This is a genomic window from Sulfitobacter sp. F26204 (genome assembly GCF_026410305.1).
Classification (GTDB): domain Bacteria; phylum Pseudomonadota; class Alphaproteobacteria; order Rhodobacterales; family Rhodobacteraceae; genus Sulfitobacter.
Window position 1 is genome coordinate 1 of record NZ_JAPMLQ010000014.1, and the last position, 16,611, is coordinate 16,611.

The window sequence follows — 16,611 nt, forward strand, 5'->3', positions numbered from 1 at the left end:
TCACATTCGCAAGATCAACACCCGTGCCGTCCGCTTTAACACGCACTTTCACATTGTAATCAATCACGCGTTTGACAGGTACCAAAACCTTCATACTTTCAAACTCCTCTTATTTGTCGCGTCCCGGCTTCAGAATGATTTCCTGATGAAAGCCTGAAGCTCGCCGATGACGCCGCGACGGAATGCCAGCACACAAACAACAAAGATCAGGCCCAGCACGACAGGTACCCAGGCACCAAGTGGGCCGGAGGCAAGGTAATTTTGCAGCGTGATGATGATGGCGGCACCCACCGAGGGGCCGACAATTGTACCCAGCCCACCGAGCAATGTCATCAGGACCACTTCACCAGACATATGCCAATGTGAATCCGTGAGAGAGGCAAGCTGGAAAACAACCGTTTTGGTGCCCCCTGCCAGGCCAGCAAAAGTCGCTGACAGAACAAAAGCCAGGAGTTTGTAGCGGTCTACGTCATATCCCAGCGATGTCGCCCGGTCCTCATTATCGCGGATCGCACTCAGGACCTGGCCAAAGGGTGAATGCACCGTGCGCGCGATGATGGCAAAGGCGACGATAAAGATCGTCAGCACAAAATAATACATCGAAAGGTCATTTTGCAGGTCGATGAACCCAAGGGCATAGCCCCGTGGCACGCCTTGCAGGCCATTTTCACCGCCAGTGAAATCAGAGCTGACAAAGATGAAGTAAACCATTTGCGCCATCGCCAGGGTGATCATGGCGAAATAGATACCCTGCCGCCGGATTGCCAACATACCGATCAGAACCCCCAGAAGACCCGCCGTCAAGGCACCGAACAATATTCCCAGCTCGGTCGGAAGGCCCCAGACCTTCAAAGCGTGCCCCGTAATATAACCCGCGCCACCGAAAAAGGCAGCGTGGCCAAAGCTGAGCAAGCCGCCGAAGCCAAGGATCAGGTTGAACGCACTGGCAAAGAGCGCGAAACAGAGCAATTTCATCAAAAAGACAGGATAGACCACAAATGGCAGGACCAACAGCAGCGCAATCGCAACAAGATATCCAATTTTGGAGTTCATTTTCCTAATTCCTTACGCTGTCTTGCCAAAAAGGCCGGCTGGCCGAAGGACCAGAACAATCGCCATGACCATGAAGATGACGGTCGCAGAGGCTTCGGGCCAGAACACGCGGGTCAGGCCTTCGATCACGCCCATAGCCAGACCGGTGACAACCGCGCCCATGATCGATCCCATCCCGCCGATTACAACCACCGCAAAGACCACGATAATCAGGTTGGACCCCATCAGGGGGCTGACCTGGGTGATCGGTGCTACCAGCACACCGGCGAAAGCAGCCAGAGCAACACCATACCCGTAGGCCAGTGTTGTCAGCAGCGGAACATTGACACCAAAGGCCTGCAGAAGTTTGGGATTCTCCGTGCCGGCCCTCAGATAGGCACCGATCTTTGTGCGTTCAAAGAGCAACCATGTGGCAATGCAGATCGCAACCGACGCGACAACAACCCAGGCACGATACCAAGGCAGAAACATGAACCCCAGATTCACGCCGCCCGCCAATTGCTCGGGCACAGGATAGGGCACTCCCGAGGCCCCGAACATTTTGACAAAAGTGCCTTCGATCACCAGCGCCAGACCGAATGTGAGAAGAAGACCATAGAGGTGATCTACACCGGTCAACCGGCGCAGCAGGAAATACTCGATCACCGCACCGAATGCGCCAACCACCAAAGGCGCAACGATCAAGGCACCCCAATATCCTATCCCCAGATACTGAGTGATAAAGATAGTTGCAAATGCTCCGAGCATGTAGAAGGCCCCATGCGCAAAGTTCACAATGTTCAACAGCCCGAAAATGACGGCCAGGCCGAGGGAAAGAACAGCGTAAAAAGCCCCGTTGATCAGGCCCAGCATAAGCTGGCCGAAAAGGACTTGGGGTGGGATACCCAGTAGATCTGTCAGCATGTCAACAATGTCCTAAGTGGTTGTGCGCACGGAACCCGCCAGACACACAGGGCGTCTGGCAGGCCGTTCGGGCTTATTTGGTTGGGCAGTTGCTTTCGGAAAGCGGGCCATAGGCCTCTTCACCGGGGATGGTGCGCACGATCTTGAGATAATCCCAAGGCCCGGTTGATTCCGCAGGCGACTTTACCTCGGCTAGGAACATGTCATGAACCATGCGGCCATCACTGCGTAGGATCCCATTTGTTGCGAACATATCATTCACCGGCATTTCGCGCATTTTGGCGAGAACAGTATCGGTATCATCCGAACCCGTTGCATCGATAGCTTTCAGATACTGCAAAACTGACGAATAGGTGCCTGCCTGAACTCCAGTGGGCATTTTCCCCGTCTGGTCAAAGAACTTTTGCGACCAGGCACGGGTTTCGTCGTTCATGTCCCAATAGAAACTGACAGTCATCTGCAGACCCTGCGCGGTTTCAAGACCGAGCGCATGCACATCCGACAGGAATACAAGCAGTCCGGCAATCTTTTGTCCCGCTGCAACAAGCCCGAATTCATTGGCGGCCTTGATGGCGTTGATGGTGTCGCCACCGGCATTGGCCAGTCCGACAACCTTGGCACCCGAAGCCTGTGCCTGCAGGACAAATGAAGAGAAATCAGAGGCCGGGAACGGATGTTTCGCCGCGCCCAACACCTTGCCGCCTTCAGCTTCGACAACCCGTGTCACATCAGCCTGAAGAGCCTCGCCAAAGGCATAGTCGGCAGTCAGGAAAAACCAGGTGTCGCCACCCTCTTTCACAACGGCAGAGCCTGTACCGACCGCCAGTGCGCGTGTGTTGTAGGTCCAGTGCAAACCGGTCGGGATGCAGGCATCGCTGGTCAAGGGTGAGGATGCAGCACCTGAAACCAGCGCGATCTTGTTTTGCTGTTTGGCCACTTCGAAAACCGCTAGCGCCACAGAGGTTGTGACCAGTTCAGCAAAGGCGTCAACCTGTTGCGTATCGCCCCATTCCCGCGCCTTGTTGGCGGCAATATCCGCCTTGTTCTGGTGATCCGCTGTCACCAGCTCAATCGGGGCACCAGCGACGGTGCCATTGAATTCATCAATCGCCATCTGCGCAGCAACAACAGTGCCCTGACCAGCCACGTCCGAATAGGTTGCGGACATATCCGTCAACACGCCGATCTTGACTATGCCATCGCTGATTTCGGCAGCGGCAGCCGAGGCCATCATGGCCACTGCAGAGACGCTGAGGGACAGCTTCTTTAGAATACTCATTGGTTATACTCCGTGAGTTTTATGTTAAACACTTAGATACTCATCAAAGACGTGCTTCTTGGTATCCAGCTCGTCCTTGTGAATGATTTCGGCCACGTCGCCGTGATCCATGATGAAATGGCGGTCGGCCAGCGGTGCCGCGAAACGAAAATTTTGTTCGACCAGAACAACCGTGTAACCACGGTTCTTGAGTTCGATCAGTACCTCCGCCAGCTTGTCGACAATCACCGGTGCCAAACCTTCGGTAATCTCGTCCAGCAACAGAACATTCGCGCCGGTGCGCAAAATCCGTGCCATGGCCAGCATCTGCTGCTCACCACCAGAAAGCCGCATGCCTGGGCTTTTGCGCCGCTCGGCCAGGTTGGGGAACATTTCGTAGAGCTCTTCGACCGACATGCCGCCATCCGCCACCTTGGGCGGAAGCATCAAGTTTTCCTCGACATTGAGACTGGAAAAAATACCGCGTTCTTCGGGGCAATAACCGACACCCATATGGGCAATAACATGCGGCGAGGCATTGATGATCTCTTCGCCTTTCAACATGATTGAACCTGTGCGACGGCCGATCAATCCGACGATTGACCGCAGAGTCGTCGTTCGTCCCGACCCGTTCCGGCCCAGCAAGGTCACCAACTCCCCTCGATAAACCGTCATGTCGATCCCATGCAGCGCATGGCCTTCACCATAGAATGCGTGCAGATCCTGAATACGCAGCTCTCGAATACGCTCCGAAACATGCGATCCGCCCAGTTCCTTTTCATTGACCTTCGTATTCATGCCGCTTTCCCCATATAGGCTTCCTTGACCCGCGGATCGGCAGAAACGGTGTCGTAATCGCCTTCTGTCAGAACGGCACCGCGTTGTAGAACTGTGACCGTGTCACACAGGGTGGAAACTACGCCGAGGTTGTGTTCAACCATGAGGATCGTCCGGTCAGCAGAGACCTTCTTGATCAACTGGGTGACCAGATCCACATCTTCCCGGCCCATGCCCTGAGTTGGTTCATCCAGCAACATCAGTTCGGGTTCCATGGCCAGCGTAGTCGCGATTTCCAAAGCGCGTTTGCGCCCATAGGCCATGTCGCCAACAACGGAATCCGCGAATTTGTTCAACCCAACCATGTCCAACAATTCATCGGCACGTTCATTCAACTGGTTCAGACTGCTGAGGGGGCGCCAAAAATGAAACGACGTTCCCAGTTTGCGTTGCAAGGCGACACGTACATTCTCGCGCGCCGTCATCTGTGGAAACACGGCTGAAATCTGGAAGGACCTGACAACACCTTTGCGCGATATGTCCGCAGATTTGGTTTTGGTGATGTCCTGGCCGTTGAAAGAAATCTTTCCGCGTGTCGGGATCAAGAATTTGGTCAACAGATTGAAAACCGTTGTCTTGCCCGCACCGTTGGGACCGATCAGCGCGTGGATCTGGTGCCTGCGCACCTTGAGATCAACAGTATCAACCGCCGTGAAACCCTTGAATTCTTTCGTCAGTCCCTGCGTTTCAAGGATGTATGGTGCAGCGTCGCTCATGAAAAATTTCCAAAAAAGCGGGGAGAGTGGTCTATCAACTCTCCCCTTAGTTTCAGGGAGGTATTATTTGGTATCGGACAAGGCCCGCGCGAAATCCCGAAGGCTGTCGTCAGCAAGGGCGCGGGCGAGATCCCGTAGAACAAATTTCTGCACCTTGCCCGTGGATGTTTTCGGCAACTCTCCAAAGACCACCCTTTTCGGTGCCTTGAAATTTGCCATCCTCTCACGACAAAATGCGATCAGTTCGGCTTCGCTTACTTCATTGTCAGGCTTCAGTTCGACAAAGGCACAGGGTGTTTCACCCCACTTTTCATCAGGACGCGCCACGACGGCCGCCACCATCACCGCAGGATGGGTGTAAATCACATCCTCGACCTCGACAGAGCTGATATTCTCCCCGCCGGAAATGATAATATCCTTGGAACGGTCCTTGAGTTCGACATAGCCATCAGGATGCATGACCCCGAGATCACCAGAGGCAAACCACCCCCCTTTGAACGATTTTTCCGTTGTAGTCGGATTTTTCAGGTACCCCTTCATGACATTATTGCCGCGCATGAAGATCTCACCGATCGACGTGCCGTCATGGGGTTTGGGTTCCAATGTGTCGGGATCGGCAACCATCAGCCCGTCCAAAGCAACGTTCTTTACCCCTTGGCGCGCCTTGAGTTTTGACTTCTTTTCGCTGTCCAAGTCGTCCCATTCGGTTTTCCAGGCGCATACGACCGACGGCCCATAGGTTTCGGTCAGCCCATAAACATGGGTCACTTCGATGCCCATCGATTCCATATTGGCAATCACGGCGGCAGGTGGAGAAGCCCCCGCCGTCATGACTTTCACTTCATGACTGAAATCCTTTAACGCATCAGGTGCATTGGCCAACATGTTCAAAACGATCGGCGCACCGCAGAAATGCGTGACCTTCTCATCGCGGATCAATTGGTAAATCGGTTCGGCCCGGACCGCACGAAGACAGATGCACACTCCTGCATTGGCGGCAATGGTCCAAGGGAAACACCAGCCGTTACAGTGGAACATCGGCAAAGTCCAAAGATACCGCGAATGATGCGCCATACCCCAGGTTACAATATTTGACATTGCATTCAGGGCCGCCCCGCGATGGTGATACACCACACCTTTGGGGTCACCCGTCGTACCGGAAGTATAATTCAGGCTGATCGCATCCCATTCATTCTCGGGCAGAGCGAATTGGAAATCGGGATCCCCTTCTGACAGCAAATCAGCGTAGGTCATATCACCAACAAGGTGCCCGCCCTCAAAGGATGAATCCTCAATATCCACGACAAGCATGCTCTTGCGGCCGCTCAACTTGATAGCCCTGTCCACAACATCACTGAATTCCGGGTCAACCAGCACCACCTTTGTTTCAGCGTGGGTCAGGATAAATGCGATGGCTTCGGCATCCAGCCGAGTATTCACGGCATTCAGAACCGCGCCCGCCATCGGAATACCGAAATGTGCTTCAAACATTTCGGGGATGTTGGCCGCGATTACGGATACGGTATCGCCCTTTCCGATGCCCCGCTTTTGCAAGGCACTTCCCAGACGCAACATACGCTCGTAGGTCTCGCGCCAGGTGCGGCGAATGTCGCCGTGCACGACGGCAGTCAGGTCCGGGTAGATTTCTGCTGTTCTCTGCGCAAAACTTAGTGGTGACAGCGCCACATAGTTGGCGGAGTTCGCTGCCAAGCCGCTTTCGTATATCGATGTCTCTTTGGTCATGCATCCTCCCCTGACCAACAACGGGACTCTCCGGTCCTCAAGCTGGTCAGCGGATTGAACACATGCTGATGTTGCACAAGTTTGCGAGAATTGTACCCAATTGTGACGGAGCAAAGATTAACCTTTGGGAAACCGCCTGCATGACGCATTCTAGGCCGCACAGGCCCACTCAACCGGAGCCAAACCATGCCCCTCGGAACCAGCGAAACAGACGCCATCCACCTCATTCTGGAGGGGCTGGCACACGTGGATCAGGGTGTGACGATATTTGACCATAACCTGAAACTTGTCGCCTGGAACGACAAATTCCTGGACATCTACGGATACCCCAAACATCTGGCATTTGCCGGTGCAGATTTCAGCTCATTCATCCGGCACAACGCGGAGAATGGCGAATATGGCGAAGGCCAGGTCGATCACCTTGTTTCGGTGAGAGTGGACAGGGCACTCACCTTTGCAGAACATCTTTTTGAACGAAGGCGCCCGAATGGCACGGTAATCGAGATTTCGGGCACTCCGCTACCCTCTGGCGGGTTTGTGACAACCTATACCGATGTCACCGAAACCAGACATCTGCAAAAGAAACTGCAAGATCTGGTCAGCACCCGCACCAGGGAACTTACCATTAGCGAACACCGCCTCAATTTCGTTGCTGATGAGGTGCCCGCAGGCATTGTCCATTTGGACAAGGACATGACCATCCTCTATGCCAACAAGCGTTTTGCCCGATCTTATCTCAAAACCCCCGAGGAGATTTTGGGCCTGCATATTAATCAGGTCCTTTCGCGCAAAACTTTGCGGGAATCCTCGCATTTCTTCGAACAATCCCGTCGCGGGGCACTTGTGGACTTTGACATGCGCATTGACCTGCCGGGGAACCGAACCAAAGACATCCGCACCTTGTTACGTCCCGAAACCCCATCGTCCGGCGAAGTGATCGGTTTCTATTTCGTGTCAGTGGATGTCACCCGTCACAAAGCAACCATGTCGGCGTTGATGAGATCGCAGAAAATGGATGCGCTTGGCCGCATGGCCAGTGGTATTTCCCATGATTTCAACAATTTGCTGACCATCATTCTGGGCAATCTGGTACCGCTATCAGAAAGCCTTCCTGGCAGTCCGCTTGTTGAAGAATACCTCGCTCCGGCCATCTCGGCCGCCCGACGAGGCTCTGCGCTGACCCAACGGTTGTTGAAACTGGCCCGGCGCGAGCATTTTGATCCACAATCAACCGACATCAATCAGGCCATTGCCGAAATCTCGGATCTGCTCAAATCGACCTTGCCCAAAACGCTCAAGATCACGCACATTTGCAACGAGGGTGTCTCCAATGCCTATGTCGACCGTGCGCAGTTGGAAATGGCCCTGTTGAACCTCGCGATGAATTCTCAGGACGCCACCGGCGGTTCAGGTGACATCACGATCACTGCGACCGACTACCAACTGGCACCGCAGGAGGCGGAGTTCCTGCATCTCGCTGCCGGCGAATATGTGAAGCTGACCTTTTCTGATGATGGCTGTGGCATGCCAACGCATCAAGTAGATCAGATATTCGAACCATTCTATACATCCAAGGCCGCCGGCACCGGATCCGGTCTCGGTCTGTCGATGGTTTACGGATTTGTTAGGCAATCCAACGGTTCCATCCGCGTCGATAGCACGCCAGAAAAAGGGACTACATTTTCGGTACTTTTACCCAGCGTCCAATTGGTTGTTTCCAATGGGGGTGACGAGGAACCCGCAAAGACCGACGACCCGCCAGAGCCGATCAACACTTCCGAGGCGGAGATGCCTATGGTATTGCTTGTCGAAGACGACAGGCAGGTAAGGCACATTGTCAGACGCAAACTGGCCGGGATTGGATACCCTCTTGTAGAAGCCGAAAGCGCTGCCGAGGCCCTGAGATTGTTGGATCACATTCACGAAATCGGGATTCTCCTTTCGGATATCGGGATGCCCGGCGGCATGGATGGGAACGCGCTTGCCTCTCATGTAAAGACAAGGTTCCCCGCAATCGGGATTGTCTTGATGAGCGGCCAAACTAACTTCAGCAGTGCAGAAGATCAAAGCATACCGTTCCTCAGAAAACCTTTTGAAATAGAGGATCTGGAACAGGCGTTGAACACGGTAAGAACCAAAAGCGCGGACATGGGGGAAAAGCGGAAATGATGCCAGTTGCATATCTTCTTGAAGACGACCTCGACATTTCAAAGTTGATCGTTCGGGCCCTTTCCCAACATGGGTTCAGCGTGCTTTCCTTTACCCGTCAATCGGACTTTGAACGCGAGGTAACCCGCCAGCTGCCGGATATCTGCCTGATCGACCTCAGCTTGCCAGATGGCGATGGTCTTTCCCTGATCAAAAGCCCGATCCTTCCGGCAACGATGCCAAAGATTATTGTCACCGGACGCGGCAATCTGACCGACCGGATCGTCGGGCTGGAGATTGGTGCGGATGACTACATCGTCAAACCGTTTGAACCCAGGGAGCTCGTCGCGCGCGTTCGCGCTGTCTTGCGGCGCAGCAGCGCTTCAAAGAACGCCCAAGGTGACACAAATATCGCCCGATTTGGCAATTGGACCGCCAATTTCAGCGCCTGCACCTTGAGTAACAAAGACGGTCACAGCATTGATTTAAGCTCTGCCGAGGCCAGTCTCTTGCTGGCTTTTGTCAACTCGGCAGGGCGCGTCCTGACACGCAGCCAACTTCTTGACGCCACTTCGGGCCGCTCAACGGAGCCTTTTGATCGCAGCATGGACGCCAGGATCAGCCGCTTGCGCAAGAAACTGGGGGATGACCCCAAGTCGCCTGACATCATTCGAACCGTATATGGCGTAGGATATGTTTTCGGGACAACGGTTGAGTGGCTTTAGCCCCTGCGCCCGCCTGAATCATCGATCAATACGCCATCCGGCTGCATTGTTTCTTTGCCTCATGGCGGTTGTGCGTTGTATACGGCGTTCCAATGAATCGTTAACCATGCTGAACCCAGAAAAGAAAAGTTCATCCGCAACACCAAGACTCTGGACCACTTGCCACCAGATGGCTTTTGGCGCAAACGGACCTTTTCCAGGCGCGGTTGTGTTGCGCCCTCTTGTTTTGACCTGAAAGATAACTGATGAATATGCTCAAGATCGTTGCCGTTCCAATGCACAGGGAAGGCCGGAAATTTGTTGCGATCTTTGCCGCAATCTCTGTTGTGCTGTCCTTTATCTGGATGCCGTTGTTCTGGCTCGGTGTTGGCGCAACGATCTGGTGTTACTACTTTTTCCGCGATCCGGTGCGCATTGTACCGCAACAACCTGGTTTGGTGTTGTCACCTGCTGACGGCATCATATCCTTGATCGAAGATGTTGATCCACCCGTGGATCTGGGTTTGGGCACGGAACCCCTGACACGGGTGTCGGTGTTCATGAACGTCTTTAATTGCCACATCAACCGCGCACCCATTGCCGGCACCGTCACCCATGTCGTGTATCGACATGGCAAGTTCCTGAACGCTTCGCTCGACAAGGCAAGTGAACATAATGAACGCAACAGCATAACCATCGAAACCGCTCAGGGCCAGCGCATAGGGGTTGTACAAATCGCGGGTCTTGTGGCCCGCCGCATCCTGTGTTTCGTTCACGAAAGCGACCGGCTGGAGGTGGGCCACCGCTTTGGCTTGATCCGCTTTGGCAGCCGTTTGGATGTTTACCTTCCCAAGGGAGTTTCCCCGCTGGTCGCCGTTGGTCAAACCGCAGTTGCAGGTGAAACAATCCTTGCGGATCTGAATGATCCCGAGCGTAAGCGTATTGGCATTCCCGAATGAGCACCCCGTCAAAAATCAAACTGCGCCACATCGTTCCAAGCGTGGTAACTGTCTTTGCCATTTGTGCTGGCATGACCTCTCTGAGGATGAGCCTGGAAGGGCGCATTGATCTGGCGCTCTATCTGATCTTGCTGGCTGTTTTTCTGGATGCTGCCGACGGTAAACTGGCGCGGTTTCTGGATACCGCCAGCCCCTTTGGTGCAGAACTTGATACTCTGGCAGATTTCTTCAATTTCGGCATCGTGCCCGGTGTTTTGCTTTACAACACACTGTATCTGGGAACGGAATATGCCAATCTCGGCTGGCTTGCCGCGCTGGTGCTTGCGGTCTGTTGCGCCTTGCGGTTGGCACGGTTCAATCTGTCGATGAACAGCCCAGGAATCACGCTTAAGAAGGACGAGTACTTTGTCGGCATTCCCGCGCCCGCACTTGCCTGTTTGGCATTGATGCCAATCTTCATGCATCTGCACGGCTGGCAGGATACGGATCTGCCGCTGGTGCGGGCCGCCTATATCATTGGTGTTGGACTGTTGGCAGTCAGTACGGTGCCGACCTACTCGATCAAACATGCCAGCATTCGGCGGGCGCATCTGCCCATTGCCGTAATTGCCGCGATGGTTCTTGTTGTCTGCTTGATGGTCTACCCTTGGCCGACACTGATCATCGGCAATTGCCTTTATCTGGCCTCTCTGCCGTTTTCTTATATGGCACAGCTGCGGCACACAAAGTCACAATAGATAGACTTGCACAGACCAGATCTGCGCAAGTTTCTAATATAATCCCACAATCACAGATTGAATGCGCTGGTAGTCTACCAATAGTGGTGTTCTATGAATGTATTGGTGAGTGACGAGGCGCGCCGATTATTACTGCGCCTCATAGTAAATATTTCTATTTCCAACCATTTTTAAGAAGAATTTTCATTATGTTACGTTTGCTCTGCCTTTTTGGGTTTCACATCAGATTTGAAGACAAAAATTCGCCCGATATGGTTTGCAGAAACTGCGGCAATCGAAAACCGCTATGGAACAAAGCCTCAAGGGACCGGCGCAAACACCGTTGAAGGTATCTTGACCGCGACTTCGGTCAATAACCCAACGCGCAGCCATCTTTGCGTGGATCCGACCCTGCAATCAATACACCCGCAGCATGATCAATCTCGATTATCTGCCCTCCGCCAATCGGCGATGATGAAAAGACCGCATCGTGGCCTTTGGCCTTTAAGCCGCCCAGAACCCCCTGCCCCAACGTGGGTTCTACCTCCAGCACTCCATCCGTGCGCCAGAACACCCGCGGGCTCTCCAGCGCTTCCTGTGGGTCCATACCATAGTCGATCATATTGGTGATCACATGCGCATGGCCGCTGGGCTGGTAGTGCCCCCCCATCACACCAAAGCAATAGCGCGGTTTATCCCCCTGTGTGACCATTGCGGGAATGATCGTGTGCAAGGGACGTTTGCCGCCTTCGATGGTGTTTGGATGCCCCGGCAAGACACGGAACCCCGCGCCACGATTCTGCAAGGTTATGCCCGTTTTTTCGGTTACGATACCCGATCCAAAACCTTTGAACACTGAATTGATCAGCGACACCGCCATGCCATCACGATCAACACAACTGAGATAGATCGTGTCGCTTTGAAAATTCGGATCAAGCGATGGCAATTCTCTATTGCGTTCGGCAAGGGAAATCCTCGCGGACAGCCCCTTGGCCCATGCCTTTTCGATCAAGGCCTCAACGGAAACGCCCATGGTATCGGGATCGCCGATATGCGCATCCCGGATGGCATAGCCGATGCGTGACGCTTCCATCTCTAGATGCAAACGGTCAACTCCGTGAGGATCAAAGGCGGCAAGGTCGAACCGTTCCAGCAGGTTGAGAATAATCTGCGCTGTGATGCCGGTCCCATTCGGAGGCAGTTCATTCAGGTCAATGTCTCGATAGGCCGAGGTCACGGGGGTACAGGGATCTGCTGAAACCCCGGCGAGATCCTCTTCGGTCATGACGCCGCCCCGCGCCTGCAACTCAGCCACGATATCGGCTGCCACAGCACCTTCGTAGAACCCTTTGGCGCCTTCACGCGCAATGATCCTGAGCGTTTCGGCCAATGCGGGCAACCGATGTACATAACCCATTCTGGGCGCATGCCCGTCCACAAGATAATGCTGGCCCCCTGCCCCCTGCGCCTTCAGTTTCGCCTCACAGCCAACCCAGTCGGACCAGACCCTTGGATAGACTACAAAACCATCCTCCGCCGCTTGAATGGCAGGTTGCAAGGCTTGATCCAATCCGAAGCTGCCATGGCTCTCCAGCAGGCTTTCCCAGGACTTCACAACACCGGGTACGGTGACACAATGCGCTGAGGTGTCATCCATCTCAGACCACCCCTGCCCTATCAACATTTCTGTGGAGAGAGCTGCCGCAGCGCGACCAGAGGAGTTCAATCCGTAGAGTGGCTGACCGGGTTTGGAAATCAATGCGAAACCATCGCCGCCTATCGCGGTCATAGCAGGCTCAACAACCGCGAGAACCGCCGCCGATGTCACCGCGGCATCGACGGCATTGCCGCCGCGCCTCAGAACTTCGAAACCGGCCTGCGTGGCAAGGGGATGCGAGGTTGCCAGGGCACCATTCGCCGCATAGATCGGAGAGCGTTTGGGGTCATGAAAATCGCGCATGGCATCTGGTCCTTTGTTGTCCTTCCGCCAAGCTATCGCGTCAGAAGAGGAATGGCACCACCAAGATAGAATAATGTCATTATCATAATAATTTCAATAAGTTAGATTACTTGAAACCTACAAAGCGCGCAACTTCACCAATTTCGCGCCGTGTTGAAACAACATCATTGGCGGCGAATGTCTCATTTGGCCAACCAAGGGCGACGCAGGTCATGATGACTTCGTCTTCGGGGATCTGCGCGTGTTCGCGCACAACGGGCGACTGCATGATCCCCTGTCCGTTTATCACTGCGCCCAATCCCTGCGCCCAAGCGGCCAGCACCAAACCATAAGTCACCGCACCCAAATCAAAATGCGCGATCGTGTCATCCGCCAATGCGCGGTCGAACGTCACCACAACAGAAACGGGCGCGTCGAATTGTCGAAAACCCCGCATGACCCAATCCTGTCGCCTGTCCTTGTCCTCGCGGGCGATACCCATTGCGGCAAACAACTGTTTGGCGATGCCAACCTGCCGGTCGCGGTGCGGACCGGCATAGGCGGCATGGTCCGAAATTTCGCGCACCGGGGGCACCCCCTGCATCATGCGGGTCGAATTGCCTTCGCGCACTCTGTCAAGTGGCTCTCCGGTCAATACATGCAGATGCCATGGCTGCGTGTTCATGGAGGAGGGTGCACGATTTGCCAATGCAATGATCTCTTCCAGCAGCGCACGGTCTACGGGTTTGTCTGTGAAACCGCGAATGGAACGGCGTTCCTGCATTGCTTGGTCTAGTTTCATGTTCTGCCCTTCTCGCTCTTGCGCGTCAGGCTAACGACGGCAGGAAGCAAGGGCCAGTCGCCACAGAACAAATGACGCTCCGTCACGACTTCCCGCCCTATGCACGGCCGCGACCTCTGGTTCCACTAACCGGCTTCAGGGTTTTCCAAGATGCCCTGAATAGACTTCATGACAGATCTGACCATTTCATCCGACAGGCTCTTGCCGCTTAACCGAATGACAAACCCCTTATCATCAGTGGCCTTGCGCAACGTCACGCCCGTTGTTGTAGTCAATGTATCGCCCCCGTCCCAGCCGGGCGCAGGCGTTTTTTTGGGCGGTCGACCACCGCGTTTCGGGTCTGTTTCAATCACGCCCGGCATTGTCAGGGCTTTATCGATCAACGCCCACTCTGACCTCGCATCGTCCCCCTGCCCTGTGGCCAAGGCATCCCGTAACCGCGCCGCATTGCCGTTCCGCAAGGCTTGCGCCAATCGCAACCCATCCTTTTCCCGCAGACCTTCTGCAAAATGCAACACATCGCCTAATTCCTCAAAAATCAATGCGAAGGATCTGATCTTGCTCCGCTTGGCTTTGGAAGCAGCGGCAAACATTTCGGCCACGGCGGCTTCGGTACTGGCAAAAGCGCCCTGCTGTGCGGCGATAGCCGCTATGCGCCCACGTTCAAAATGGCTCAGATCTTGCCGGATTTCGTTTTCCTCTACCATCGCGACTAAGGCACCCCCCATTTCGGCGGGATCACGCACAATGGCTTTGATAAGGGCAAAAGCCTTGTCATTGTCGCGCTTGTACAGGTTTTGCTGCGCGATCAGACGCCGGTATCCCGACAACAAGCCAAAGCGTTTGCCCGGCACCGAACCACTCAACTCATAAAGTTCGATCGGGAGGCGCAAGCCGTGTTCAGCAATGGAAAACTCCAACTCCTGCAGTGCCTCTGGATCTATTACCGTTCGATCCCGCTGCATTGAGGCCGCATCGATTTCGCTGAGCGCGATCTGCTTGATCAACCGGCCCTGCCCTGCCGCCATTCGATAAGCCGCCGCTTGTGCCGCATCTCGTCGCATTTCCGGCGTGCCGGCCTGAAACTGCTCGGCGGCTTCTGCGGCGACCTGAGCTATGGGTGCGGATATTGCACGCGGTGGGGTTTCGCGGCGAAACTCCTCTTCGATCCGGCCCATGTCCTCAACCGAAGGTGCTTCTAATTTACGTCTCTTTGCCATCACCGCTCTCCTCATTCAAAGCTTGTTGGTCTCGCCACCAGGTGCCCAAAAGCACCTCTTTGACTTCCGCCCATGTCCGGTCAAATGCTTCGCGTCCGCGTACATAGGTATCACGATTGAATTCGCGGTAATCCGCTTCGTAAATCCCATTTACCTGCTCACCCGCCTGGCCCACCATAGCGGTAACTTCCTGACGGTAGGTCGTCATAAAATCACCAAAGTAGGCCTGAATCACATTGGCCAGATCAGTCTGCTGGCTGGCATCAAATCGGGTTATCAACGCACGCACCGCGTCCCATTCAAACTTCATCTCGGGCAATCCGTCTTGCCGCCTGATACGGTTCTCACCTTCCTCGATGCTGGCGAAAGTCGAATACAACATGTCAAAGAACCGTCCTGTCGAATCAAACTCAAGAAATGACGCGCCCAGCGGCACCAATAAGATGTCAGCAGCCGCCAACGCATTGATGGTGAGGTATCCGAGAGCAGGAGGCGTATCGAGCAAAATAATGTCATAGTCATCCAATATCCCCTCGCTCTCCAACGCATTTGTCAGCGCGTCCCACAATGGCCAACTACGAACCTGCATCCGCCAGACCGGCACCTGAAACTCTGCCCAATACAAATTCAACTGGGCACCGATCAGATCAATATTGGGCCAATGGGTTTCCTGAATCAGGTTTCGCGGCGAAACCTCCAGGCTTTCAGTTAAGGTTTCGTCAAAGGGCAGTTCGGCAAGGCCCCGCGCCGCGCGCACGGTATTCTCAGCCTGGAGATGCCGCGCGAAATCCTTGGCGATCAAGGGAAAGGCAGTCGACCATTCATCGGGGACGCTTCCACCCATGATGGAGGTGAGGGAACCTTGGGAATCCAGATCAATGACCAGCACCCGGTAACCATCCAGCGCCGCGGACATTGCCAGATGTGCGCATGTAGAGGTCTTACCGACACCACCCTTGAAATTGGCGACGGAGATAACCTTTGCTGGCAACCCATCGGGACGCCAGGATTTATATTGCTTGTTCGACGCGCCTTCCGTTGCAAAATGTTCGCGCAGGGTAAGCACCTCTTCAAGGGTGAACCATTTGCTTCCGGCTTCGCCCGTACCTTGGGGTAATGCGGGGTGGGATTTCAAAACCCTACGCAGATGGGCTGGGGCGACATCAATGAGATAGCGACAGATTTCCCAGGTAGAGAACCGGCGCAGGCGTTTTTTGCCATCGGGCGCGTATCCACGCTTGGCCAGATCATCACGCCCTTTTGCGGCAAAGGCTGCGGCTTTCGCGAATCGCGCAGTATCTATAGGCTCTGACAATCCCGCCGCGGCTTTTTCAGGATCAATATTGAAATAGGGCGGAGGAGGGGCTTTGGGTGTAGAAGTCATATATCCTCGGGCATGTACGGCTTTTTTGCGTGTATTCGTAGATTTATCGCACATCCATGTGTGATTGTGAATCACGAAGACATCCGAGAACAATAGAAAGAGACTACATAGGATAAGACACACAAATTGTAGATTCTTTCAGTTCTTTAGGATGTTTGGTGATAAATATAGACTTAATAACAATAGATTATGCCTGTTTAGGTGCCTGTCTACAGGGTCAGGGGTGCCT

The 16,611-nt window shown here is 54.2% G+C and carries 14 protein-coding genes and 1 pseudogene; 4 read left to right on the top strand and 11 right to left on the bottom strand.

What is annotated here, in order from left to right; translation table 11 throughout:
• The 7 genes and pseudogenes from OS190_RS19515 to OS190_RS19545 form a co-directional block, all read right to left on the bottom strand.
• Window positions 1-94, bottom strand: a pseudogene (locus OS190_RS19515) (electron transfer flavoprotein subunit beta/FixA family protein); the annotation flags it as partial.
• A gap of 35 nt (window positions 95-129) precedes the next feature.
• A complete protein-coding gene (locus tag OS190_RS19520) occupies window positions 130-1,053 on the bottom strand; it encodes a branched-chain amino acid ABC transporter permease (protein ID WP_267160384.1) in 924 nt (307 codons plus the stop codon).
• Between the two features lie 12 nt (window positions 1,054-1,065).
• Window positions 1,066-1,953 carry a branched-chain amino acid ABC transporter permease gene (locus OS190_RS19525; protein ID WP_502212320.1) on the bottom strand — a complete coding sequence of 296 codons (888 nt, stop codon included), beginning with the start codon at window positions 1,951-1,953 and terminating at the stop codon, window positions 1,066-1,068.
• A gap of 76 nt (window positions 1,954-2,029) precedes the next feature.
• On the bottom strand, window positions 2,030-3,235 hold the full coding sequence (locus OS190_RS19530) for an ABC transporter substrate-binding protein (protein WP_267160386.1): 1,206 nt from the start codon (window positions 3,233-3,235) through the stop codon (window positions 2,030-2,032).
• A 24-nt stretch (window positions 3,236-3,259) separates the two neighbouring features.
• A complete protein-coding gene (locus tag OS190_RS19535; RefSeq protein WP_502212322.1) occupies window positions 3,260-3,958 on the bottom strand; it encodes an ABC transporter ATP-binding protein in 699 nt (232 codons plus the stop codon).
• A 50-nt stretch (window positions 3,959-4,008) separates the two neighbouring features.
• Entirely contained in the window at window positions 4,009-4,767 is a 759-nt protein-coding gene (locus OS190_RS19540; protein ID WP_267160388.1) for an ABC transporter ATP-binding protein, read from the bottom strand.
• 63 nt (window positions 4,768-4,830) lie between these two features.
• Window positions 4,831-6,510, bottom strand: a complete 1,680-nt coding sequence (locus tag OS190_RS19545) for an acyl-CoA synthetase (protein WP_267160389.1) — start codon at window positions 6,508-6,510, stop codon at window positions 4,831-4,833.
• Between the two features lie 186 nt (window positions 6,511-6,696).
• On the opposite strand from OS190_RS19545, the gene OS190_RS19550 reads away from it, so the two are divergent.
• The 4 genes from OS190_RS19550 to OS190_RS19565 all read left to right on the top strand — a co-directional run bounded on the left by OS190_RS19550 (window position 6,697) and on the right by OS190_RS19565 (window position 11,058).
• A complete protein-coding gene (locus OS190_RS19550) occupies window positions 6,697-8,679 on the top strand; it encodes a PAS-domain containing protein (RefSeq protein WP_267160390.1) in 1,983 nt (660 codons plus the stop codon).
• Window positions 8,676-9,383, top strand: a complete 708-nt coding sequence (locus OS190_RS19555; protein ID WP_267160391.1) for a winged helix-turn-helix domain-containing protein — start codon at window positions 8,676-8,678, stop codon at window positions 9,381-9,383. The genes OS190_RS19550 and OS190_RS19555 overlap by 4 nt, the downstream gene beginning before the upstream one ends.
• A gap of 245 nt (window positions 9,384-9,628) precedes the next feature.
• Window positions 9,629-10,321 carry a phosphatidylserine decarboxylase gene (locus tag OS190_RS19560; protein ID WP_267160392.1) on the top strand — a complete coding sequence of 231 codons (693 nt, stop codon included), beginning with the start codon at window positions 9,629-9,631 and terminating at the stop codon, window positions 10,319-10,321.
• Window positions 10,318-11,058, top strand: a complete 741-nt coding sequence (locus tag OS190_RS19565) for a CDP-alcohol phosphatidyltransferase family protein (protein ID WP_267160393.1) — start codon at window positions 10,318-10,320, stop codon at window positions 11,056-11,058. The genes OS190_RS19560 and OS190_RS19565 overlap by 4 nt, the downstream gene beginning before the upstream one ends.
• Before the next feature lie 349 nt (window positions 11,059-11,407).
• Here OS190_RS19565 and ggt read toward each other — a convergent pair whose 3' ends face one another.
• From ggt to OS190_RS19585, 4 genes are all read right to left on the bottom strand, one after another.
• Window positions 11,408-12,997, bottom strand: coding sequence for a gamma-glutamyltransferase (gene ggt / locus OS190_RS19570; RefSeq protein WP_267160394.1), 1,590 nt, complete (start codon window positions 12,995-12,997; stop codon window positions 11,408-11,410).
• A gap of 106 nt (window positions 12,998-13,103) precedes the next feature.
• Window positions 13,104-13,778: a nitroreductase gene (locus tag OS190_RS19575; protein WP_267160395.1), complete on the bottom strand. Its 675-nt coding sequence runs from the start codon at window positions 13,776-13,778 to the stop codon at window positions 13,104-13,106.
• 125 nt (window positions 13,779-13,903) lie between these two features.
• On the bottom strand, window positions 13,904-14,998 hold the full coding sequence (locus tag OS190_RS19580) for a ParB/RepB/Spo0J family partition protein (RefSeq protein WP_267160396.1): 1,095 nt from the start codon (window positions 14,996-14,998) through the stop codon (window positions 13,904-13,906).
• A complete protein-coding gene (locus OS190_RS19585) occupies window positions 14,982-16,382 on the bottom strand; it encodes an AAA family ATPase (RefSeq protein ID WP_267160397.1) in 1,401 nt (466 codons plus the stop codon). Before OS190_RS19585 ends, OS190_RS19580 begins: the two co-directional genes overlap by 17 nt.
• Between the last annotated feature and the right edge of the window lie 229 nt (window positions 16,383-16,611).